Here is a 21,979-nt window from a genome sequence, read left to right as displayed (position 1 = left end):
GCTTCTATGAATGAAATTTTGCTATATATATTCGTGAGCCAATAAACCACACCAATAAACCGACACCGATTGGCAAAAAGGCCACCTCCGTATGGGAAATCGATACCTTGAATATTAGAAAATCGATGTTAGCCATATTTCCAATGGCGTAAAGTACAACCATTGTTCCAATGGAAACAAGTAACGGAATTGAAGACGTTTTTTTCATCAAACCACTCCCTTTTTTCCTCAAGAACTATATCGTGCCTTCACTTCTTGTAAACGTCGGACTACTTGATCGATTTCTTCTTTCGTTGTTGATCTCCCAAGACTAAACCTCACTGCCCCTTTTCCCTCTTCCTCACGAACTCCCATCGCTTGTAATACAGGGGATAATTTCACCTCACCAGAATGACATGCTGAGCCTGTTGATGCAGCAACCTCAGGAATAAGGTCTAGTACCTCTTGACCGATCTGGTTAATAAAGTTGATATTCAACGTATTAGGCAACCGGAAGTCAGGATGACCATTCAACGATATGGTGCCTTTAAAATGGTGCTGCAGTTCCTGCCAAAAATAATCCCGCAACTCCCCGATCTTCGTATTTCCCCCTTCCTCCAGCTTAGTCAGTCCCAGTTCACAAGCCTTTCCCAGGCCGACGGCAAATACTACATTTTCCGTACCTGCACGCCTTCCGTTTTCATGACCCGCTCCATGCACTAATGGTTCAATGGCAATTCCGTCTCTTATGTAGAGCGCCCCCACCCCTTTAGGCGCATACACTTTATGCCCGGCTATCGTTAAAAAATCCACGTTTAGTTTATCAACGTCCAGGGGTACTTTCCCAACTGACTGGGAGGCATCTGTGTGGAATAAAATATTGTGCTTTTTGGCAATGATCCCAATTTCTTCAATCGGCTGGATGGTTCCCACTTCATTGTTGGAATGCATCACAGAGATTAAGATCGTCTCATCTGTTATCACCTTTTCAATATCCGCTGGATTTACCAGCCCATATTGGTCCACGTCTACGAAGGTGATGGTCGCACCATGCCTCTCTATATAGGAACACGGGTTCAAAATGGCAGGATGCTCAATTTTGGTGGTGATCAGATGAGCTCCCTTTTTCCCAAAACTCTCAAAAACTCCCTTTACTACATGATTATTAGATTCACTGCCGCCACTGGTAAAAATGATTTCTCCAGGTGAACAGTGAATGAGCGACGCCACCTGTTTTCTTGCTTTTTCCAACGCCTTTTTCCCTTCGGCCCCAGCAAAATGAAGCGCCGAGGGATTTCCGTAATTCGAATGGAAAAAAGGAAGCATTGCTGCTTGTACCTCTGGGGCAATTGGTGTACTAGCATTGTAATCTAAATAAATCGGTTCCATCCCTTCACTCCCTTTTCAAGCTTACTTTCTTTTTACCCAAGGGTACCTGATAAATTGTGGTTGAAAGCCACTCGACAAGTAGATCGGTAGAGAAGATTCCACTACGATTCGTTCTGCTCCCATTTGAAAACATCGGTCCATGCTCTCCAATAGGGTTCTTTTCCCTAAACCAAGTCTTCGGTAGTCTGGATCGGTACAGACTGGCTCCACATACCCCACTTTGATCTCATCGATAAACCACATTCCCACATAGGAAACGAACTCTCCATTTGGGGCTACCGCAACAATGGTCAGATCCTTACGAAAATTAGGTGCTGACTGCATTAATTTTCTTTCCTCCGGACTTTCTTTCGGCGGCTCCCCTTCATGATTGAATCCCCTCCATTGTACCCGATCCACCTTCACCAGGTCATTATCCTCTGCTAAGCTTTTTAATTCAAATCCTTCCGGCACTGTTCCCCCATTAATAAACTGGGATCGGTCAATTGTACAAATGGTCTGATGCTGCAAGTTGGTTTCCAGTTTTTCATACCCTTCCGTTTCTAGAATATTCATCCATTCTTCATCAAAGTCATTTGCGTAGACAATTAGACGATGCCCCGCGGCTTCCTCCTCTTTCGTGAAATGTTCCTCTGCATGGGAAAGCATCTCTTTTTTCAAAGAAACATAGTCGGGATGACATTGGAAAAATGCATTGCCATTTCCTAATTCATTGCTTACAACCGCTACTATTTTTCCGTCATCCTCCCATATACCACTTTTTTCAGTCAGTGATTGGTTGTAATAAGAATGATAATGCATATACTCCCAGCGGGCCGGGAGCCAATTGATGTATTTCCCTCCCGATTCATACGTTTTCACAAGAAACTGGTACACCTTGTCATAATCATTTTTTCGACTATAATATCTCTTTGTTACGGACATTTCGTTTCCCCCTCTATTTTCGGAAATGCTAGATTGCTATGCTGATGGATCAGATGGAAATAAAATTAAGTTCTTTTCGCATAGATTGTTGTTATAAAGCAAAGTTTTGCTTTGCTCCTCGTTCGGGAACAAGTTGAGCCAACTTCTGTCCGAAATCCTTCTCCAGCCGCTCGTTCGGGAACAACTTGAGACATCTTCCGACCGAAATCCTTCTCGGCCCTCCCGTTCGGGAACAACTTGAGACATCTTCTGACCGAAACCCTTCACGTGCTCCTCGTTCGGGAACAAGTTGAGCCAACTTCTGACCGAAACCCTTCTCGTGCTCCTCGTTCGGGTACAACTTGAGACATCTTCTGACCGAAATCCTTCTCGTCCTCCCTGTTCGGGAACAACTTGAGACATCTTCTGACAGAAACCCTTCTCGACCTTCTAGTTCGGGTACAACTTGAGACATCTTCTGACCGAAATCCTTCTCGTGCTCCTCGTTCGGGAACAACTTGAGACATCTTCTGACCGAAATCCTTCTCGTGCTCCTCGTTCGGGAACAACTTGAGACATCTTCTGACCGAAATCCTTCTCAGCCTCCCTGTTCGGGAACAACTTGAGACATCTTCTGACCGAAATCCTTCTCGTGCTCCCTGTTCGGGAACAAGTTGAGCCAACTTCTGACCGAAATCCGTCTCGGCCATCCCGTTCGGGAACAACTTGAGCCAACTACTGACCGAAATCCTTCTCCAGCCGCTCGTTCGGGAACAACTTGAGACATCTTCTGACCAAATCCTTCTCGGCCTTCCCGTTCGGGAACAACTTGAGACATCTTCTGACCGAAATCCTTCTCGGCCTTCCCGTTCGGGAACAACTTGAGACATCTTCTGACCGAAACCTATCTCGGCCTTCCCGTTCGGGAACAACTTGCTCCAACTTCTGACCGAAATCCGTCTCAGCCTCCCTGTTCGGGAACAACTTGAGACATCTTCTGACCGAAATCCTTCTTAAGCTCCTGACAAAACCGTGTCTGCGGGGGCTTCACCTCGCATTCCTGTCTCTTCTTCTAAAGCATTACTCTGTAGCTAATCTGTCCATCGGGCAAAACGTCACGTCCTGTGACATCCCCGATATTAGGACGTCCTGTCCGTTGAGACAACTCATTGCTGATTCAAGGGGATTTTGCTCGTCGCTGGAGTCGCCGCCTTACACTTCTCCAAGCTTTTCTCAAAAAGCAACAAAATTTCCGAAAAGAGCCTAAAATTATTATTGAAACCGAATATTATTAGTTTCGATGAGGACGGAAGAATAACCTCCAACATATCCAATGGATAATATGATATTTTTGTGAAGGAAACAGAATGGGTTCCTATCACCGAAGGCACTGAAAAATGGAAAAGCACCATTTTTTCAGTGCCATCCCTAACACCTGTACGTTCTTACTTAGTTCTGTTTAGCAGTTACTTTCAAACAGTATTACAAATTGGTGTAGGAACTGAATCATCCGCTGTTGTAGTCCCTTACACTCCTTACTCACTGGAACAACTAATCAATCAATATTTCACAACATTGTCACACCTCTGTTACCTCCATTAGCCTCCATTGGTTTATTCTTTACTTATTATTAAGGAAAAAAATGCCTTCCCCCATACTAATTGCCTCTCGCCCAATAGCTTTTTTTCCTAGTTAGTAACGATACATTTTATTTATGGTCTTTCAAAAAGGAGTGGTTGGTATGGAAACAGTAATTCCCATGGATTGCACGAGTGAGAAGAAACAACAAGTCATAATTCCCTTTAGTTTTACGAATATACCAATAAAAAAGCTTGCTCTCATTAATTTCAAAAAAAATGAGGATAGTAAGTATATTGCTCTCGAACCACAGTACTTAGATGACAAGATGATTGGTAAAGGATATCGGGTAATTGCTTATCGGAAAGATGGCTACGTGGATGTGTACGATGAGAAGAGCTTACATGATGATAAAAACGATAGTTTTGATGTGGCCGGCAAAGGATTATGTGAACGTCTCAAAGTAGAAATGGCCAGTACACGTTTTGAGAAAACTGGCGACGTTGTATTTATTTCGTTCCAGTTCACAGATAAATATGGCAGAAACATAAATGTGTTCCTATCGGAAAAGTCTACGAAAAAATCACGGGGAATAAATCTGTTAGCTCCTGTGGGCTCAAGCACGGAAAATCCTTCTTATTTACCCTTATTCTATTTATATCATTTTGATTTTGTTCGAAAGTATAACACTACCTTTCTTATTACCATTGATGAAAACAATATACGGCCAGCTAATTTTCCATTTCCTCTGCCAAAGGATGGGCAGTGGCGTTCCTATACTCGTTACAGCAATGACTGTCATCTCTTTGAATTCGCCAATCAGCGATCAAGTGTTTTAGAAGTACATACGATGAATGGAAATCAAAATGTTGTTTGCGACGGGGAAGTAGAATATGCATTTACGGAGAGTGGAGCTTTGACGAACATTTCTCTGAGGCAAACGAACCATCAACTTTCGGTAGTTTTCAAAAGGGGTATACCAAATCTACTTCATTTTTCAGAAAAAGGGGAATGGAAGGATACGTTCGAAATCACGGCGGACGAAGGGATGGGCGTTATCTCTGGAGAGTATTCGGTAAAACGTGCGGACAATAAGGTCACGTTTGAATTAGTTCCCAGTGGAGGGTGGACCGCAAAACCTGATTCCTTGTTTACCAAAATGATGTTTACGAAAAAATCAATCTTCTGCAGCTGGCCAAAAACTTACAAATACACACAAGTGGTGGACGTAACAACTTTAGAATCCACCTCCACCTGGTTGAGAGTATGATAAAGTAATCTTATCTATGTTTCATCAGCTCTTTGTTACATCCTGTAATAAAGAGCTTTTTTCATTCTATTCTTGACGACGTCATTCCCTGAGATAACCGACCTGCCCCAAAAACTCTTTGGAAGCGGCGCCTTCTTCTATTGATTTCGTTTCCATGAGTAATTTCACATCTTGTTTTATATGTTGTAACTCCTTCATCCACTTATCCCATGGGAAATTGCCTTTTCCAGCTTGGTAATGGTCGTCATCAGTACCGTTATTATCACTAATATGAACAACAGATATATATTTTTCCAATGCCATAAATTGTTCAATGGGGGCAACAGAAGGCGTTCTAACGATGTTCGCATGTCCTGTATCAAACGCTACCCGAAGTCTTTCATGTCCTACCTTATCAATCACTTGTAATAGTTCATTTCCATTCGTTCCTAATAAAGTTGGCATGGGAGGAACATTTTCAATCACTAATGTCATTCCAGGATCAGTGTTCAATAGCTTATCGATTCTTTCACTAGCAAGTTCCAGACCAAAAGAAATATCTTGATTAGTTCCTAAGTGCGTAAGAACATAAGGACTATTAAATACATTTCCAATGGCAAAGCACTTCTGTAATATATACTCGGATTTTTCTTGAATCTTTTTATCTGAACTTCCTAAATCCATCGTAAAAATGGGAGCATGAATTGCTAATTCGACTCCCTCATTTTCTATTAATCTGTTGATTATAGCAAGCTTCTCCCTTGACCAAGTGAGAATTTCTTCTCCAGGTCCATCAGCCATAATCTCAATATACTTCCAATCATTACGAATTAGCTCTTCTATCCCTTGCTCCACAGATTTTTCAAATGTGGCAAACGTAGAAATTCCATATGATAGCATAGCCTTCCCTCCATCACATTCCTATCCATAAAGCGGCACAACACTTTATAGGATTTGGATTAAACATTGATTTCCATGACACAACTAGACTTTTTCCGAGGGAGATCTGTCACCTCAACCTCAATTCACTTTATCCCTGATTGCATGAAACTGCTGATGAATTGCTTTTGGAAGATAAAGAAAGCCAGTATTAAAGGGAAGATTACCATAAAAGTTGCGGCGGTTACTTGCCCCCACTGTGCTCCGGTTTCAAACGATTTAGCGAAGATAGACAATCCCACCGTCAGTGGACGATTATCTACAGAATTGGTAACTATTAATGGCCAAAGAAAATTACTCCAATGATGACTGACAGACACAAGACCGAATGCAATAAAGGTTGGTTTCGCCAGAGGAACGTACACATTCCAAATAATTTGGAGCAAATTACATCCATCTAGTCTTGCCGCTTCGTCCAATTCAAACGGAATCGTTTTAAACGTTTGCCTTAGCAGAAAAATCCCAAAGGCCGTGGCAAAATACGGGATCATAATACCTAACTTTGTATCAAGAATCCCCAAATCTCTCAAAATATTATAATTAGGAAAAATAAGAATGTCTGCTGGAATCATAATCTGCAAAAGAAAAAGAATAAAAATAATATCTCTTCCCCAAAAATTTAATCTAGCAAAAGCGTATGCTGCTAAAGTAGCAGTAACAAGCTGAACTGCCAAAATCCCAAAAACAATAATAAACGTATTAATATAATACGTTACAAATGGTGCAGCTTCCCATGCATCACGAAAGTTATCTAATGTGAAAACAAAGTGGGGAGAAAGGGATGTGGCCAGTTCTTTTGGCTGAAAGGCCGTAACAACCAACCAAGCTAATGGAACTACCCATAGCAGTGCTAGAATATACATTGATAGATCAACAAGTCGCTTCATTTTATCCCATTCCTTAACTGTAATGAATTTTTCGATCAAGCCCAAAGAATTGCCAAACAGCAAAAACTAACATCATCACTAAAAGTACAACTGTCAACGTGGCAGCATACCCTTGATCCCAGTAAGAAAATGCTGTTTCATAAATATAATAGAGTAGAAGATTACTAGCGTTATTTGGACCCCCCTGTGTCATAATGACAAGATGATCCACAAGCTTAAAGGAATTAGTTACCGCAATAATTAAAACAAAAAGTGTCGTTGGCATGAGCAATGGAAATGTAATTTTCCTAAAGATCATTAAGGAAGAAGCTCCATCAATCTTTGCTGATTCAGATAATTCCTTTGATATATTTTGTAACCCAGCTAAATAAAAAATCATAAAGAACCCAGCTTCTTTCCAAACCACCATAATAATCATGGCAATCATTACGGTAGATGTACTCCCGAGCCAATTAATATCCGGAAGCTGCAAAAACCCTAGAACTTGGTTAATTAGTCCATAACTTGGCGTATAAATGAAGAGCCAAATATTCGCAATGGCAATCATCGGTATCACTACCGGATAAAAAAAGAATGTCCGTACCCATCCTATCCCGCGGATGGCACGATTCACCATGAGAGCCATTATAAGCCCAATCCCAACACTCAAAGGAATTGTTCCTAAGGCAAAAATAGCATTGTTTGTCATAACCTTCCAAAACACTTTATCTTCCATTAATAGCCGAAAGTTTTCCAGTCCAGTAAAAATAGGCTCTGCTATACTTAAGTCTGCCCGATAAAAGCTTAAAGACAATGTTTGAAAAATCGGCAAATAAGTAAATAAAAATAGGAAGATAAAGGAGGGAAGGAGAAGCAGCCAAGCATAAATATTCACTTTTAACTGATTACTTCTCCATTTTTTTCTCATCTTCAATCTCCTTTATCATTTCTGTAATTGTTATTTAATTGAAAGGAGCTAAAATACGATCTGCCTCTTCCTGTGCATCCTTCAGTGCTTCTTCCGGTGTTTTTTGTCCAACTACTGCAGCTTGTAAATTATCATTGATTGCTTTGTAAACTCGACCATTTTGGTGTGTAGACAATTCTGCAGAAGCGAATTCTAATTGATCTCTAGCAACTGCTGCTTGTGGGAAGTCTTCTACATAAGCAGCCATTAGTTCCGTTTCATAAGCAGATTCACGAACCGCTACATAACCAGTGTCAATACTCCATTGTGCTGCACGTTCTGGCTCAGATACCCATTTCACAAATTCCCAAGCAGCTTGTTGTTTTTCTTCTGGAACATCTTTAAAGATATAGAAATTTCCTCCACCAGTAGGACTTCCATACTGTTTATTACCAGGCATAAAAGAAACTCCAAACTCAAATCCTGCATTGTTACGAATATTGGTTAAGTTTCCTGTTGTGTGATAAATCATAGCCGTTTTTTCCTCAATAAAATCAGATGGAACCGTAGCCCAATCAATTACGTCCTGAGGCATAACATTGTATTCATGAGCAAGATCTAACCACAGTTGTAATGCTTCCACATTTTCCGGTGTATCAAAATAAACTTCTTTCCCATCGTCACTCATTAAATTTTTACCGTTTTGTAAGGCAAATCCTTGGAACAACCAATAAGGGAAACCAGATGTAGGGATTTCCACACCCCAGCGTTCCACATTACCATTTCCATCCGTTTGTGTTAGCTTTTCTGCATAAGCAACGAGCTCGTCCCAATTTTCAGGACCCTTTTCAGGATCTAAACCAGCTTCCTCAAAGGCTTCTTTATTGTAATAAAGAACGATCGTACTCCTTTGGAAAGGAATGCCATACGTACTGCCACCAGTTTGAGCGTTTTCTAAAAAGGCAGGGAAAAAGTCATTGATAAACTCCTCGCCACCATTATCTTCTATTAATTCGTCAAGAGGAATGATCGCGTCCATATCAAGTAACGTATACAATTCAGTAGATAATAGGACTGCTAATTCAGGGGCGTTATTCCCTTGAACAGCGGTTTGCGTTCTTGTCATTGTTTCATCATAGCTACCAGTGTAAATAGGGTTAACTTTTATATTCGGAAAATCAGCATGAAAATCATCAGCCATTTTTTCAATTACTTGTGTAAGGGGACCACCTACAGCAATTGGGTAGTACCAATCAATTTCAATAATCTCTTCTGGTTCATTGGCATCAGCCTCTTGATTGTCAGTGTCTGTGTTATTATTGTCTGTCTGGTCCGTTGAATCCGAATTGGATTCCGTTCCCGTTGCACTCTCTGAAGAACAAGCCATTAACATAAACATTGATACAAAAGCAATAATGGATAATAATGAAACTATTTTTTTCATCTCATTTTACACTCCTTTTATTTTTCCCAATAATTTAAATTACTTAAAGATACAGCAATTGCCCCTGCACTAAGTGCCCTTTTCACCTCAGTGGCATCCTTCACCAATCCGCCAGCAACAACTGGCTGATCAATTTGAGAGCATAACTCTTCTATTACCCTTGGCATCAGTCCAGGCATAGCTTCCACAGCATCTGGATTACTATTTTTTATACTCCGAATTCCAGATTTCAAAGCATTTGAATCAATAAGAAATAGCCTTTGAATCGTCAATAAATCAAATTTTTTCGCTGACTGAATGATTTGTCCTCTTGTACTTAATATGCCATCTGGCTTTAGGACTTCTGCAACATAATTCACCCCTTTCAAGTCCGTTGATAAGCCTTGAATCGTATCAAAATGAAGAAATAACTTTTTATCATATTGTCGAATCTTTTTTACAATAGAAGGGAGCCTTAAAATGTCCCCGTTAATCAGAAATATGGTTCGAACCTCTTCTATTTCCAACACCTTTCGTAAAACCTCTTCATTATGCACACTGGAGATCACTTCATTTTTTTCAAACACAGCTACACTCCTTCCGTTTTTGAATAAAGTGGTGTAATTCCATACAATCTTTCATCGTATATGTAGGGGAAATCCCTTGCATTACCTCATTCCCGCTATACAGAGAGACTCCTGATTGAACGATACATGTATCCATTCCCATCGAATGGCCCATTTGTATATCCGTCACGTGGGAATCGCCAATAAACAAACAATTCTCTAGAGGAGAATGAATCTTGTCCACTAATGTTTTCTGCATCCACTCTGTAGGTTTTCCAACAGACAATGGAGGCTTACCGGTGCAAGACGTTAAGACAGAACTGAGTGCACCACTGTCTGGAATTCTCCCATCCGGAATAGGACAATATATATCTTCATTCAATAAAACTAGCTCTGCTCCATGATCTAAATACCGTAAGGCCTCACAAAATTGTTCATATGTAAACTGATCATTCATTCCTAATAGAACGTGAGTGATTAATTCTTGATTTCTTCCTGTGCAAAAACGAATACCTCTTTTTTCTAACTCCCCCCTTACTGATTCCGTAATTAAGGGGAAAATGAGAGTTTCTCTGTTTATTTCCTGTAAAAACAGAACAAACGCATCAATTGGTGTGATAATTTCATCAGGTTGAATAGAAAAACCAATGGTATTCAGTCTTGCTGCTAATTTTTCTTTCGTTGTAGTTGGATTATTTGTTGCAAATAAAACATGATTCCCACTTTCCTTTAAAAAAGATAGTAGTTTAATAGCTCCTACTATTTCCTCATCCTGTTTTACAATGGTTCCATCAATATCAAAGATGAAAGTGTTATATTCTTTCAAGAAACTAACCTCCTAATAATACACATCTATGTATCCATCCAATTAACCAAAAAGTATCTGAATTAAATTGGAATAACGTCGTAAAAAGTTTTTAAAAAAACACAAAAAAGCAACCTTAATTAAAAAGTGAGAAATAGAAGGAATGGGTAAAAGGATAATAAAATCCACCATTTTACAAGTCTGGAACAAACAGACTCTGCCCCATAACATTAACCTTGGTTTTTCTTCCGACCTTTTAAACGAGAGAAACACACTACAAAAAAGCCGAATCTACTTCATCACTTTCTAAGGGTTACTCATTTTTTCTCCACCCGAAGAAAATACTTGTTTCTATTAGATTAATTAAAGTATAGCAAGCTAGTGTAAATTTCAAATAAACGTACTGTAAATAAATCGTAAATTTGTAATGAAATGAAGAATGATGACAAAACATGGTGAACATTGGAGATTTTGAAGGATAAAAAAAACACCTTTACATTACTGTAAAGGTGAGACTTGTGATTTAGACCTTTAGTGACCCTCGGAAACCCCTTGCAGCATAGTATGATTCGGCTCCATTGTGGTATACAAAAACAGTATTATAGCGCCGATCACAAAAGATAGCCCCGCCAAGTTCTCTAATATTAGCGGGGGTTTGCACCCAACTGGAAGTTTTCAAATCGAAATTCCCAAGTTTCTGTAACTCCCGGTATTGTTCTTCCGTTAAAAGCTCTATGCCCAAGGCAGTTGCCATTTCCATCGCGCTAGTTTCTGGTTGATGTTTTTTCCTCGATTCCCGCGCTTCCTGGTCGTAACAAACACTTCTGCGACCTTTAGGACTTTCCGCTGCACAGTCGTAAAAAATATATTCGTCCTTCTTCTTGTCATAACCTACAACATCCGGTTCACCGCCAGTTCTTTCCATTTCGTTAATAGACCACAGTTTTTCAGGGGATGATTCCAGTTTGCCCTGGACTCTAGCCCACTCCATGTCTTGATGGCGATTCATATTTTTCTCAAAACGGTCTTTCAATGTCCTGAGTATTTCTTCCTGTTCTTCTCGTGATAATTCCTTTTTCCTGTTTGTCATAGGAAGTCCCCCTTTTTAAGGATAACGGCTTGGTTATGATGATAGAGCCCTTGGATGAGCACATGATAAGCTAAGGTCTACTTTCCATAGGATCATCATTGTGTTTCCTTATATTTTTTTACACACATATACCATTTCAGTACTATTTTGAGTAATTGGAGATTCCTCCCAATTACTATAAAGATGAAGAACTTCAAAACCATTAATAGATAGTATTCTTTCCATTTCTTTTGGAAAGACATATCTTAAGTTGATATGTGTTCTTTTTTCATTAACTTTTCCATCTGCGTTTCGATACTTCCGAATCGTGGTATAATGCTGAATTTGAGTTAAAGAGTCATAATCACTAATAGTGTACACATCAACGGTTAGAGCATCACTGTCAGTATACGTTTTCCAATACTCTTCTTTACTGGGTTGGAGTAACTCCTCAACACTGGGAAACCTTGTGCCAAAAATAAAAACTCCGTCATGCTCTAAATGGTTGTTCACCGATGAAAGAAACTGATCTTGTGCCTCGTTCGTTAGAAAATGTTGAAATGAATTTCCAACGGAATAAATAAAACTACTCTTTACGTTTAAATTCAGTTGGGTACCATCTTGTTCGATCCACTCGATTGGCAAATCAAGGTTCGTAGATTTATTTTTAGCTTCCTTTAACATTCCTTTATGAATATCAACTCCAATCAAGGTATATCCATTTTGGGACATTGGAATAGTAACTCTACCTGTACCACAAGCTAGATCAATAATAGTCCCTTTCTTTTTTGATGCCCATTTTAATAAAAATGGCAATTCTGGTATATAAAACTCATTTTCTTTATCGTATAAAACAGGGTCATCATATTCTTCAAAGTTATCTAGAACCATTTCTATCTCCTTAAAACTATTTATTTAAAATCACCTTATAGTAATATATAATACCAAAATTAACTACTTGGATAAAAAATACAGCCTCAGCCTCCTCAACGCCAAAACCACGTCTGCGGGATCTTCAGCTCGCGCTATTCCCGCAGGAAAGAGCAAAGCTTCACCGAATGGGCAACGATTTGTCTCGACGGACAGGACGTCCTAATATCGGGCATGCCACAGGACGTGGCGTTTTGCCCGATGGACGGATACACTACAGAGAGGTACTGGCAGAGGAAGAGACAGTACCGCCATTCACTTCTTCGAGTAAACAGAGGAATTCTATTAAATAGGTCTTCATACCTTGTCGAAGCAACAACAGAAGGTGATTTATTTACTTTTATCTTGCATTTCAATGGATAATAAGGTTGAATTCTTAACTCAGTGAACTTGAATAATCCCCTCGAATCCAGCCCTTTTTAACTTATCCACCATGGATTGTGCATGTTCTCTATGTGTAAAAGCCCCCACTTGCACCCGAAAATACTGTTTTTCCTCTGGTGGCCTCACATCCTTTGTGGGTTGAGAGCTTAACTCTATTACTCTTAAACATTTCGTATCGACCCAAGTCATAATTCCATCCGATTCTTTTCTGTTTTGGATATTAACCTTCTTCCCTAGTAAGACACATTCTGCCCCACCTTTGGTCACGGTTTTTCCATTGGAAGTAACCTGTAATACTTTGTGATACTCCTTTTTAACCCACTCAGGGATCAATGGTCCACCTGGATAATACAATTTTGCAGAATCGATGATTTCTACTATATCCCCTTCTTGAAACAGACCAACTTTTTGTTTCCCTTCCCTCTCCAGAGCCCTGCTAAGTGCTTTATTCACTTCTTTCCGAAAGGTGTCCATACTTTCCTTATGTTTTGGAAACCAATGCATAACATCGGCATGGTTACTTGCTATTTTCCTTTTCGCCCCTTCGGAGTGGCAAATGATGTTCTCTTCTGTCCAACCATATTTTTCACAAAGAAAGACACAAAGGTTGATGGTGTTCTTCCAGGCTCTTCGGAAATAAGCCTCTTGCTTCGCAGCATCATATCCCACCATCGTCACTCCTTTCCCATAGGAAAAACCACCGGGCTCACAAATTTCAATCCCAATATGAGTGTCATTTGCCGTACCTCCCGCATGCCAGCCACGGTGATCCCACGGAAGATACTGCCACACTTCCTGATCATCCACAAATGCATGGACACATACTTGCCGGTTGATTTCCCCTTTCAAATAAGACTTGTTCCAACGGGAAAACCAAGCCGCTGCCATAACGCCAGGGACTGCGGTGGAATGGATCATAATACCCTTTGGGTTAATTTTTCTCCCAGATTGATAACAGTCATTCTCTGTCATATACTTCCGTTTCATTTCCCTCGACCTCCGTTTTCTTTTAGAATTGCCCTTCCATCTATTACGTAGGCTCTAAAAAAGAAAAGGATGAGGCTAGTTTTTTGTTAAAGGGACCGTTTTTACTAGCCCCTTTATACACAAGAAAAGCGCAAGCGCCTAGGCTCACGAGCGTAGGGCAGTGGAGGAATGACAACAGAAGTCCGCTCTTTGACTTCGGTTGTCATTTCCGAAGTGTCCCGCAGCGAGTAGGCGCTGGAGCTAGACAACAAGAAAAGCGTAATCGCCTAAGCTCACGAGCGTAGGGCAGTGCAGGAATGACAACAGAAGTCCGCTCTTTGACTTCAGTTGTCACTTCCGAAGTGCCCCGCAGCGAGTAGGCGCTAGAGCTAGACAACTTGCCCGAAGGTGCAAAAACTTATAAATTCTTACCTTTTAAAAAGAGGATCTACAACGTAGATCCCCCTGCCAATCCAAACTGTGAAAAGGTGTTATCTAGTAAGCTATTTTTTCTATCCCCTTTAGGCTATATTCTTCATTTTACGTTTTTTGTTTTTTGTTCTATCTATAAGAAGCAGAACAACTACGACACAAATTGTTACACCTGTAAAATTAAAAAAAATATCTCGGTAAGCATCTGGATGTAAGGATACAAAAAAGCCGGTTAACCATACATAAAAGAAAACAATCACCATGGAGATGACATAGGGTACAAAATAGGTTAGTACTTTACTTTTAAGCTTTATTTTAAGAAACAGCAAAATGGTAATGACAGCAATGAATACAATCACTGCCCGATTTAAGATATGGAAGTTCGTGTCCGTAGTCTGACCGTTCAAAAGTTGCAAAGGGCTGCTAACGAGAGTTGTCATTGCAAAGATAATACAAAATAATAAAAAGCCATGCTTAAAAACACCGATAAGCTTATCCTTCATTCCCAAGCCTCCCATTAAAGCATCTTTTTCTAGTTCCATTATATAGAAATTATTTGGTTTGAAAGATTCCATTAATTGTATTTTTTGTGACTCTTGCCAATGGGGCAAATGGGGGAAACGGAACAAAAACGAAGCGCTACCTTATGTAAACCATTTAGGGTATCACATTATTTACAAGTATCCAGCACAGGCTATCGCCAGAATGCCATATTTATTCGCCATTTTAGCCACACCATAAGGATTTTTTTACTTCAAATTAGAGTCACATTCTTGTATCCAATATTTTAAAGCACTAAAATGGAAGATGGATTAATACTCTAAAAATTTTTTTCTAATTACTCCATGAAATGGAATGGTATAGGAGTTAGACTAGAGGGGATGGATACGATCAAATGACCAGCGCATTTAAAATTACGAAACCAAAAATGCCTTCTGCCCTTTCGGATGGGGCTTTTTCCCAACTGGAAGATGACCGGTTGATGATGTCCCGTGTTAGTGATTGTGAAATATTTGGGGAGGAACGGAGTAACTTATGCTTCGACCAAGTGCTATTTAAGAACGTTACATTTAGCGAAATATCCTTTCAGCATATGGAACTGACTGACTGTATTTTTGAAAAATGTGATTTGTCGAATGCTGACTTCAGCGATGCGATTATCCATCGAGTAGAGTTTAACGATTGTAAGTTGTTAGGATTAAACCTTTCCGGAGCAACCCTCAGTAATGCTCTCTTTCAAAACTGTCATGCTGACTTCAGTGCCTTCGGTTATGGGAATTTTAAACAGGTTAAATTCAAGTCCTGCTCTCTCCAAAGTGCCGATTTTTATGAATGCAAAGTAAAAAAAATAGCATTTGAGTATTGTGACCTTAACAAAGCAAACTTTGTAAGCACCCCACTCCATGGCATCGATTTAAGCAGCTGCAGTTTTTCCAAACTAAGTGTTTCTATGGAACTATTAGAAGGCTGCGAAGTATCGTCTGCACAGGCCATCGGATTCGTTCAATTATTAGGGTTGAAGATTAAAGAATAAACGGTTTGAAGAGTAGCTGGGACAAAAGTGTTTTCACCAATGGCAAATTCGAACGAAATGATCGTTGATTCTTCCCTATTCTAGTAAACACTTTCGTGATATCCCAGCCTCCAGTTTACATTTTTTCTAGCTCCTCTGTGCTAACAAGACCCGTTCTTCCATGTCAATCCTATCTCGGCTCCACAATCAACTTAATGGCTGTACGTTCCTCTTTATTAATCGATATAGACGTAAATGCAGGAATACAGATAAGATTAATTCCACTCGGCGCTACAAATCCCCGGGCAATGGCTATTCCCTTAATCGCCTGATTAATGGCACCTGCACCAACGGCCTGAATCTCCGTTTTCCCCTGCTCCCTAATCACACCAGCGATTGCCCCAGCAATTGAATTTGGATTTGACTTCGATGATACCCTTAGTATCTCCAATTCTACTCCTCCTGCTCAATCAAAACTAAATTTTTGAATATTTTCCTAGCTTGCGATTGCACGAACGCCCTTTGTCCCAGCTCCTCCCATGTGCCAATTCACTTCCAAACTCCTTAGTATCCAAAGTATACCACGTATATGTATACTTTTTTCGAAATTATCTGACTTCTGAGTTACTCCCCTTACAACAGAAAAAATAGTATTAACTTTAATACATAGTAACTGGGAGAAATATATTTGATGAAGATGTGATTTAAAATTTCACTTATATTTAGAATGTGAGCTTTATGAAGTAATATAAAGTTTTGAATTTATACATGTTTAATACTTTATGCTAAGAATAATAGAATAGAAGGTGGGAATATACATATTTTTGCTTTTTCACTCGTCTTGCACCGTTCCCATGTTTTCATAATAAAAATCCTTGTATAAATGATTATGTTTATATGATTTAATAAATATTATAGACGGTGAAGGGGGCAATTCGATGACAATAAATGAAGATTTGCTTAATCAGTCGATACAAGAAATGGGGAACAAAAAGAATGTTTTTAGTGCGGTACTTCGTGTGGAAAGTGGTGATAATTCATTTTCATGGACAGGTACTGTAGGTGAGATGGAAAAAGAAAGTAAATTCTTTATCGCCAGTGTAACAAAACTATATGTTACAGCAATTGTCATGCGTTTAGTAGGAGAAGGGAAATGTAGTCTGGATGATAAAATCACTAAATATTTGCCTAATGAATACACACAAGGACTTCATGTACTTAAAGGAACAGACTACTCTGACGTTATTACTATTAAACATTTAATTTCTAACACCTCTGGCATTCCTGATTATTTTTTTCATAAGCAACCGAATGGGCAAACAGCGGCTTCCCTTTTGCTGGAAGGAAATGATCAATCCTGGGATTTAGAAACAACGATTCAAACAGTAAAAAAACTTACCCCTAATTTTGTCCCCGGAAAAAAAGGGAAAGCTGCTTATTCAGATACTAACTATCAACTACTTGGGAGAATTATTGAAATAATTACTGAGAATAGTATTGATCAAGTATTTAAGGAATTTATTTTTGATGAACTTGGATTAGTCCATACCTATGTTTTCAAAGATACTGCTGATAAATTACCTGTACCTTTCTACTATAAATCTACAAAACTATGGTTACCAAATTATATGGTATCTGTACCAGCGGAAGGTGGAATCGTATCAACCGCTGAGGAATTAATGGTTTTCTTAAAAGAATTTTTTAAAGGTCGTTTTTTTCCAAAGGAGAAGATCGAAGAATTAAAAAAATGGAACTTGATACTACCACCACCTAGTGTTTTTTACTATGGAATAGGTTTGGAAAAACTTTTCACTCCACGTATCATTTCTCCCTTTAAACCCATAAAAGAAATCATAGGATTCTGGGGGCAAACAGGGTCTTTTGCATGGTATAATCCTGACACAAATCTTTACTTTTGTGGAACCACGAACCAGATAAACGGTGCTGGACATGCAGCTGCAGGGAAAGCAATGATGAAAATCATCAAATCCGTATTATAATTTTGTTTTTTAGGGGTTCAAAGTGCCTGACTTCCGGCACGGGAATATATTTCCCTATTGGGGTCAGGCACTTTATCCTTGAAAGATCACCGTTTTATTCCATTAATTCTTTTCTGTCAGCAGAATGTGGAGGGGATTCAAACCATCCACTCCTAATCATTAACTCTGCTCCGTCTTCTGCATAAAGACCTACACTTCCTAACTGCTTCACATATTTTGCTGCAATATCACGTCGGAAACTCAATGCAATGGAGCCGCCAATATTAGCCAATGAAATGGATGTCAGTGCATTACATTGGAATAACATCAATTTATCTGAAAACGGAGGTACTGTGGAATCACTAACTTCTGCATCCCAAGTCATAGGGGCAGGTAGGTTACTTTCATCCAGTAATATTTTCAAAACATCTAAAATGTCCTTTGATAGATCTACTCCCCTAATAAAATGTTTTTTTACTTTTTCGTTTTGAGCTACTTGTGCAAAACCCATTAGTAGTGATACACCATAGAGGTTATTTATATAATTCATATAAATATGAGTTATTTCTTCAGCAGTTAATGGCCTTCTTTTCCCAAGCCATCCCCTCAGGAATTTATCACTCTGGACAAATTCAGGATTTTTAGGAATTGGTAAATGGGGCGGCCGGACAAATAAACCCTTTGCCAGTAGGACTTTTTTCGCCTCATCCTCTACTTTAACTGCTGTGCTCAAATATTTACTATATAATTTTCTTATATCTTCCCTTGCTGCGGAAGATACGGAAGCTCCATTCGCTGCAATACCTGCCTTCCCCATACTTCTAATAAAATATAGTGTATATGTATCAGAATAAAGACGTGGTGCCTTAACATTGACATCTGCTTCAGAGAAACCAATTGGAATAGGATAATTTTCCTGTTTGAAAATACTAGCAAGCTCCACTAAATGTTCTTCAGAGTAATGTAGGGCTGTTTCCAGTACCAATTTCACCTCCATATCCTCCACTATTTTTAGGAAATATTTTAATATTGGAATCGTTGCACTTTCTGTAATATAACTTGCCCAGAGAGAACCAATCTCTGATGCGGTCAAGTTAATTTTCTTTTCCATCATAAAAATAATAACCTCCAATAATTCAGATAAAGAATAGTTTGCCATCATATTTACATGTTATTACACACATGTATAAAGTTCACATTTTATTAAGATTCACGTATGCTACAAATGCCTGGCCAGTGGTTTTTCTTCCAAAAGGTTCCTGTGACACAGATGATGTTCATGATTCAATTCTCCCCTATGGAAAGTGAGCAGAATACCACTTTATACCTCAACCATTCACACATCTGTCATTTCATTGATGAAAAAACGTCCTTCTTTGTTTTATATTAAGCTAGAATAGTAAGGGGAAGACGTCGTTCAAAGCGTGCACTCAAGCACTCTTGTAATGGATTAAAAAAAATTTTTCAAAGGGGCAGTATATGTGGAAAAGAAAAGGATCGTCATCATAACTGGGGCTAATTCTGGGATTGGGAAAGCTGCTGCAACTTTATTTGCCAGCAATGGGTTTACTGTCATTATGGCTTGCCGTAATCTCGAGAAAAGTGAGAAGGTGCAAAAGAAGATTTGTAGTGAAACAAACAATCCTAATGTAAAGCTAATGGAACTGGATATGAGTTCGTTCACCTCTATCCAGGCATTCTCCAAGGAATTTCAAGCATGTTACAGCCATTTGGATATTTTAATTCATAATGCTGCCTATTTTAACCACGGGGAAAAATACCGTCTCAGTCCGGATAATGTAGAACTAACCTTTGCGACAAATGTCATCGGCCCCTATTTACTGACAGACCTCTTACTCGGCCATCTCAAAAACGCTGACGATCCAAGAATTTTACATGCGTCAAGCAATATCGTGAAACAATTTTTTGATCCAATGTGGAAGATTAATTTTGATCAAATCATCGGTGAAATCGACAATACGAAGGGTTTCAGTGTTTATAAAATGTATGCCCACTCCAAAATGGCCCTTGTCATGCTAACTTTCCGCCTAGCAGAGGAATGGAAAGGAGAAGGGATAAAAGTAAACGCACTTCAGATCAATGGGGCAAAAATGTCGAAAGAAACACTGCAAAAGGTGACCACTGGATGGCGTGCCATCGCCCGAATCCAAAACCTTTTCTTTCCTCCCCCTGAAAAAATGGCTAGTATCTATTACGATATGTGTACATCAGAGGAATTCCGAAATATTTCCGGTAAACTCATCAATGATAAAAAGGAAGTAATGAATCCAGGACACCTGAAGCCAAATGCAGTGATGCAGGTGAAACAGCTTACGGGAAACGCCTATTATCCCCCTTATGCTGATCAAAAGGAAAATCAAGAACAAGTATGGTATTTATGTCAAAGGGCATTAAAAGAATTATAAGAAGAACCGGGCAAAAACCGTACCGGGTTCTGTTACCTATCACAAATATCAAAATGTATAGCTGATTGAGTTTCAAATTGTGTGCTAACTTAACACTCAATTTTATTGGTATAATAGGATTTATCATTAGATCAGTGCAAAAAATTTATTAGAAGATGCTGTACAAATTGTCCATATATACTAACCAGTGTATATGGACAATTTTATATAATGAATATCCCTTTAGCTCAGAAATTCGAAAAATAAAAATAAAAGCAGAACTCTGATTTTATTTTTATTTGCCTTATGCTAACCGTTTTCTATTTAGAGCAACTTTTGCATTTTTTTATTAACCTAACAATTAGATTCCTCAGCTTCTAGTATATCGCCGCTTTGGTCATCAACTTGGACAGAACCAAACTCACAGCCCTCTTCGATTTCCCATTCAACAATATAATTTCCCGAATCGTTGCTTACTGATTTTATTTTAATTTCATTTTTATCTTTGTTGAGGTCTTCAGTGAGATGTTGCAAAACAATTGATTCTGCTTCCTCTTGAGTAATTTCAGGTTCTGAGTTACCACAAGCAACTAATATTAAAAGCAGTAATACAAATAATACAGAAACTTTTCTTTGCATTGTCTTTCCCCCATTCTTTTTTTCTTAAATGGCTCTGTTATCGGTTAATGTTGATTTTTTATACAAAAGTGGACTTCTAAAATTTGGAAGTCCATTTAAATATATTTTTGCTTATCGAACTAACGCACGCCGTTCCTTTAAGTGTAATGGTTCACAAAATTTCTAAATCTAAATGTTCCAGTAGACTATCTATCAGTCATAACGCCAAAACTGAAGTAACACAAAAAAGAACAATGATTATTACTTCTAAGCAACAACCATTGTTATATTCGTTTTCGCTGTGTTCTTGAGGGTAAAATGTTAATGACATCAATATAGCCATCATTTTCATGAACTGCATAGTAAATTATATAATTTAACATTACATGCCTACTTCTTCCGTAAGTTATTCGTCTTAGCCCTTTAAAACTACCACTCTCAACAGATATTCCTATAAATGGGGTTCTAGAGAGTGTTTTCTCAATGTAATCACAATTATTTCATTTTCTTTTGAAAACCACCAATTTAAAGTTTCTTCTCCTTGGTTAGAGAAAAATTGTTGAATCTTATCTAGGCACAATTCAAATTCATCAGTAAAAAGCACAATATAATGATTGCTATTTTCTTTTTTCATTACGTCTAGATTTCAGCTCGCTTCCAGAATACCTTTTCATTTCTGGGGTGTCTAAATACCTTGACAAAGAAGCTTTAAGTTCAGGATATTCATCAATTTCTTTTGATAAACTATCAGTTACCTCATTCTCTATAGTTGTATCTTCATCTTCATTTTCAACTTCAATAGAAAACAATTTGCCATTTATAACAACAGCACCTGACTCTTTCCCTTGCAAAGCATTATATAATTCTTTTTTTGCATGTTCACTTAATGAATTCACTTAACATCACCTCAGATATATTATATCAAATTTAGAATCTCGAATGCCATTCTTATATTATTTGCATCATATGTTTTGAACTTTGTATACTATCGCTACTTCGTTAGTTGAGAAAAAAACAGTATGCCCTTATTAAGCGAGACTCCCCGTTTATGATAATATCCGAATAATAGCTTTCATCAA

General features: G+C 38.7%; 22 protein-coding genes. 5 read left to right on the top strand and 17 right to left on the bottom strand.

All coding sequences use genetic code 11. The features are described 5' to 3' along the window. Positions 1-4 precede the first annotated feature (4 nt). The 3 genes from KS419_RS09210 to KS419_RS09200 are packed head-to-tail and all read right to left on the bottom strand — an operon-like array spanning position 5 to position 2,292. Entirely contained in the window at positions 5-208 is a 204-nt protein-coding gene (locus tag KS419_RS09210; RefSeq protein ID WP_217066032.1) for an ATPase, read from the bottom strand. Between the two features lie 20 nt (positions 209-228). After that, positions 229-1,368 (bottom strand): cysteine desulfurase family protein, encoded by a 1,140-nt coding sequence (locus tag KS419_RS09205; RefSeq protein WP_217066030.1) that lies wholly within the window; start codon positions 1,366-1,368, stop codon positions 229-231. Between the two features lie 21 nt (positions 1,369-1,389). Beyond that, entirely contained in the window at positions 1,390-2,292 is a 903-nt protein-coding gene (locus KS419_RS09200; RefSeq protein ID WP_217066028.1) for a GNAT family N-acetyltransferase, read from the bottom strand. Positions 2,293-4,012: 1,720 nt separating this feature from the next. On the opposite strand from KS419_RS09200, the gene KS419_RS09195 reads away from it, so the two are divergent. Further along, complete coding sequence (locus KS419_RS09195) at positions 4,013-5,119, top strand: hypothetical protein (RefSeq protein ID WP_217066026.1); 1,107 nt, start codon at positions 4,013-4,015, stop codon at positions 5,117-5,119. 81 nt (positions 5,120-5,200) lie between these two features. On the opposite strand, the gene KS419_RS09190 is transcribed toward KS419_RS09195, so the two are convergent. The 8 genes from KS419_RS09190 to KS419_RS09155 all read right to left on the bottom strand — a co-directional run bounded on the left by KS419_RS09190 (position 5,201) and on the right by KS419_RS09155 (position 12,564). Further along, positions 5,201-5,998, bottom strand: a complete 798-nt coding sequence (locus KS419_RS09190; RefSeq protein ID WP_217066024.1) for a sugar phosphate isomerase/epimerase family protein — start codon at positions 5,996-5,998, stop codon at positions 5,201-5,203. Positions 5,999-6,123: 125 nt separating this feature from the next. Further along, on the bottom strand, positions 6,124-6,924 hold the full coding sequence (locus tag KS419_RS09185) for a carbohydrate ABC transporter permease (RefSeq protein ID WP_217066023.1): 801 nt from the start codon (positions 6,922-6,924) through the stop codon (positions 6,124-6,126). A 13-nt stretch (positions 6,925-6,937) separates the two neighbouring features. Then, positions 6,938-7,831, bottom strand: coding sequence for a carbohydrate ABC transporter permease (locus tag KS419_RS09180; RefSeq protein WP_217066021.1), 894 nt, complete (start codon positions 7,829-7,831; stop codon positions 6,938-6,940). 34 nt (positions 7,832-7,865) lie between these two features. Further along, the gene (locus tag KS419_RS09175; RefSeq protein WP_217066019.1) at positions 7,866-9,254 is read right to left on the bottom strand and encodes an ABC transporter substrate-binding protein; all 1,389 of its coding nucleotides are present in this window, start codon (positions 9,252-9,254) and stop codon (positions 7,866-7,868) included. Between the two features lie 17 nt (positions 9,255-9,271). Then, the gene (locus tag KS419_RS09170) at positions 9,272-9,820 is read right to left on the bottom strand and encodes a glycerol-3-phosphate responsive antiterminator (RefSeq protein WP_217066017.1); all 549 of its coding nucleotides are present in this window, start codon (positions 9,818-9,820) and stop codon (positions 9,272-9,274) included. Next, complete coding sequence (locus KS419_RS09165; protein WP_217066015.1) at positions 9,813-10,625, bottom strand: HAD-IIA family hydrolase; 813 nt, start codon at positions 10,623-10,625, stop codon at positions 9,813-9,815. Before KS419_RS09165 ends, KS419_RS09170 begins: the two co-directional genes overlap by 8 nt. A 502-nt stretch (positions 10,626-11,127) precedes the next feature. After that, entirely contained in the window at positions 11,128-11,694 is a 567-nt protein-coding gene (locus KS419_RS09160; RefSeq protein ID WP_217066013.1) for a DUF4256 domain-containing protein, read from the bottom strand. 108 nt (positions 11,695-11,802) lie between these two features. Continuing rightward, positions 11,803-12,564 carry a class I SAM-dependent methyltransferase gene (locus KS419_RS09155; protein ID WP_217066011.1) on the bottom strand — a complete coding sequence of 254 codons (762 nt, stop codon included), beginning with the start codon at positions 12,562-12,564 and terminating at the stop codon, positions 11,803-11,805. A 179-nt stretch (positions 12,565-12,743) separates the two neighbouring features. On the opposite strand from KS419_RS09155, the gene KS419_RS09150 reads away from it, so the two are divergent. Further along, positions 12,744-12,896: a hypothetical protein gene (locus tag KS419_RS09150; protein WP_217066010.1), complete on the top strand. Its 153-nt coding sequence runs from the start codon at positions 12,744-12,746 to the stop codon at positions 12,894-12,896. 88 nt (positions 12,897-12,984) lie between these two features. Here the strand turns inward: KS419_RS09150 and KS419_RS09145 are convergent, their stop codons facing one another. Both KS419_RS09145 and KS419_RS09140 read right to left on the bottom strand, forming a co-directional pair. Continuing rightward, positions 12,985-13,974: an N-acetylmuramoyl-L-alanine amidase gene (locus tag KS419_RS09145; RefSeq protein ID WP_217066008.1), complete on the bottom strand. Its 990-nt coding sequence runs from the start codon at positions 13,972-13,974 to the stop codon at positions 12,985-12,987. A gap of 500 nt (positions 13,975-14,474) precedes the next feature. Then, positions 14,475-14,888 carry a DUF6608 family protein gene (locus KS419_RS09140; protein WP_217066006.1) on the bottom strand — a complete coding sequence of 138 codons (414 nt, stop codon included), beginning with the start codon at positions 14,886-14,888 and terminating at the stop codon, positions 14,475-14,477. 392 nt (positions 14,889-15,280) lie between these two features. On the opposite strand from KS419_RS09140, the gene KS419_RS09135 reads away from it, so the two are divergent. Further along, positions 15,281-15,919 (top strand): pentapeptide repeat-containing protein, encoded by a 639-nt coding sequence (locus tag KS419_RS09135; RefSeq protein ID WP_217066004.1) that lies wholly within the window; start codon positions 15,281-15,283, stop codon positions 15,917-15,919. 169 nt (positions 15,920-16,088) lie between these two features. Here the strand turns inward: KS419_RS09135 and KS419_RS09130 are convergent, their stop codons facing one another. Continuing rightward, positions 16,089-16,349 (bottom strand): stage V sporulation protein S, encoded by a 261-nt coding sequence (locus tag KS419_RS09130; protein ID WP_217066002.1) that lies wholly within the window; start codon positions 16,347-16,349, stop codon positions 16,089-16,091. A 487-nt stretch (positions 16,350-16,836) separates the two neighbouring features. Between KS419_RS09130 and KS419_RS09125 the strand changes: the two genes are divergently transcribed. After that, positions 16,837-17,898, top strand: coding sequence for a serine hydrolase domain-containing protein (locus tag KS419_RS09125; RefSeq protein ID WP_217066000.1), 1,062 nt, complete (start codon positions 16,837-16,839; stop codon positions 17,896-17,898). 94 nt (positions 17,899-17,992) lie between these two features. Here the strand turns inward: KS419_RS09125 and KS419_RS09120 are convergent, their stop codons facing one another. Further along, entirely contained in the window at positions 17,993-18,991 is a 999-nt protein-coding gene (locus tag KS419_RS09120; protein WP_217065999.1) for a DUF3231 family protein, read from the bottom strand. Between the two features lie 367 nt (positions 18,992-19,358). On the opposite strand from KS419_RS09120, the gene KS419_RS09115 reads away from it, so the two are divergent. Next, entirely contained in the window at positions 19,359-20,303 is a 945-nt protein-coding gene (locus KS419_RS09115; protein WP_217065998.1) for an SDR family NAD(P)-dependent oxidoreductase, read from the top strand. Positions 20,304-20,636: 333 nt separating this feature from the next. Here the strand turns inward: KS419_RS09115 and KS419_RS09110 are convergent, their stop codons facing one another. Together KS419_RS09110 and KS419_RS09105 are read right to left on the bottom strand one after the other, a co-directional pair. Then, positions 20,637-20,921, bottom strand: coding sequence for a hypothetical protein (locus KS419_RS09110; RefSeq protein WP_217065997.1), 285 nt, complete (start codon positions 20,919-20,921; stop codon positions 20,637-20,639). A gap of 596 nt (positions 20,922-21,517) precedes the next feature. Further along, the gene (locus tag KS419_RS09105; protein ID WP_217065996.1) at positions 21,518-21,796 is read right to left on the bottom strand and encodes a hypothetical protein; all 279 of its coding nucleotides are present in this window, start codon (positions 21,794-21,796) and stop codon (positions 21,518-21,520) included. Between the last annotated feature and the right edge of the window lie 183 nt (positions 21,797-21,979).

Source organism: Evansella tamaricis (genome assembly GCF_019042215.1).
Classification (GTDB): Bacteria; Bacillota; Bacilli; order Bacillales; family Salisediminibacteriaceae; genus Evansella; species Evansella tamaricis.
This window is presented reverse-complemented; position numbering and strand designations above follow the sequence as displayed.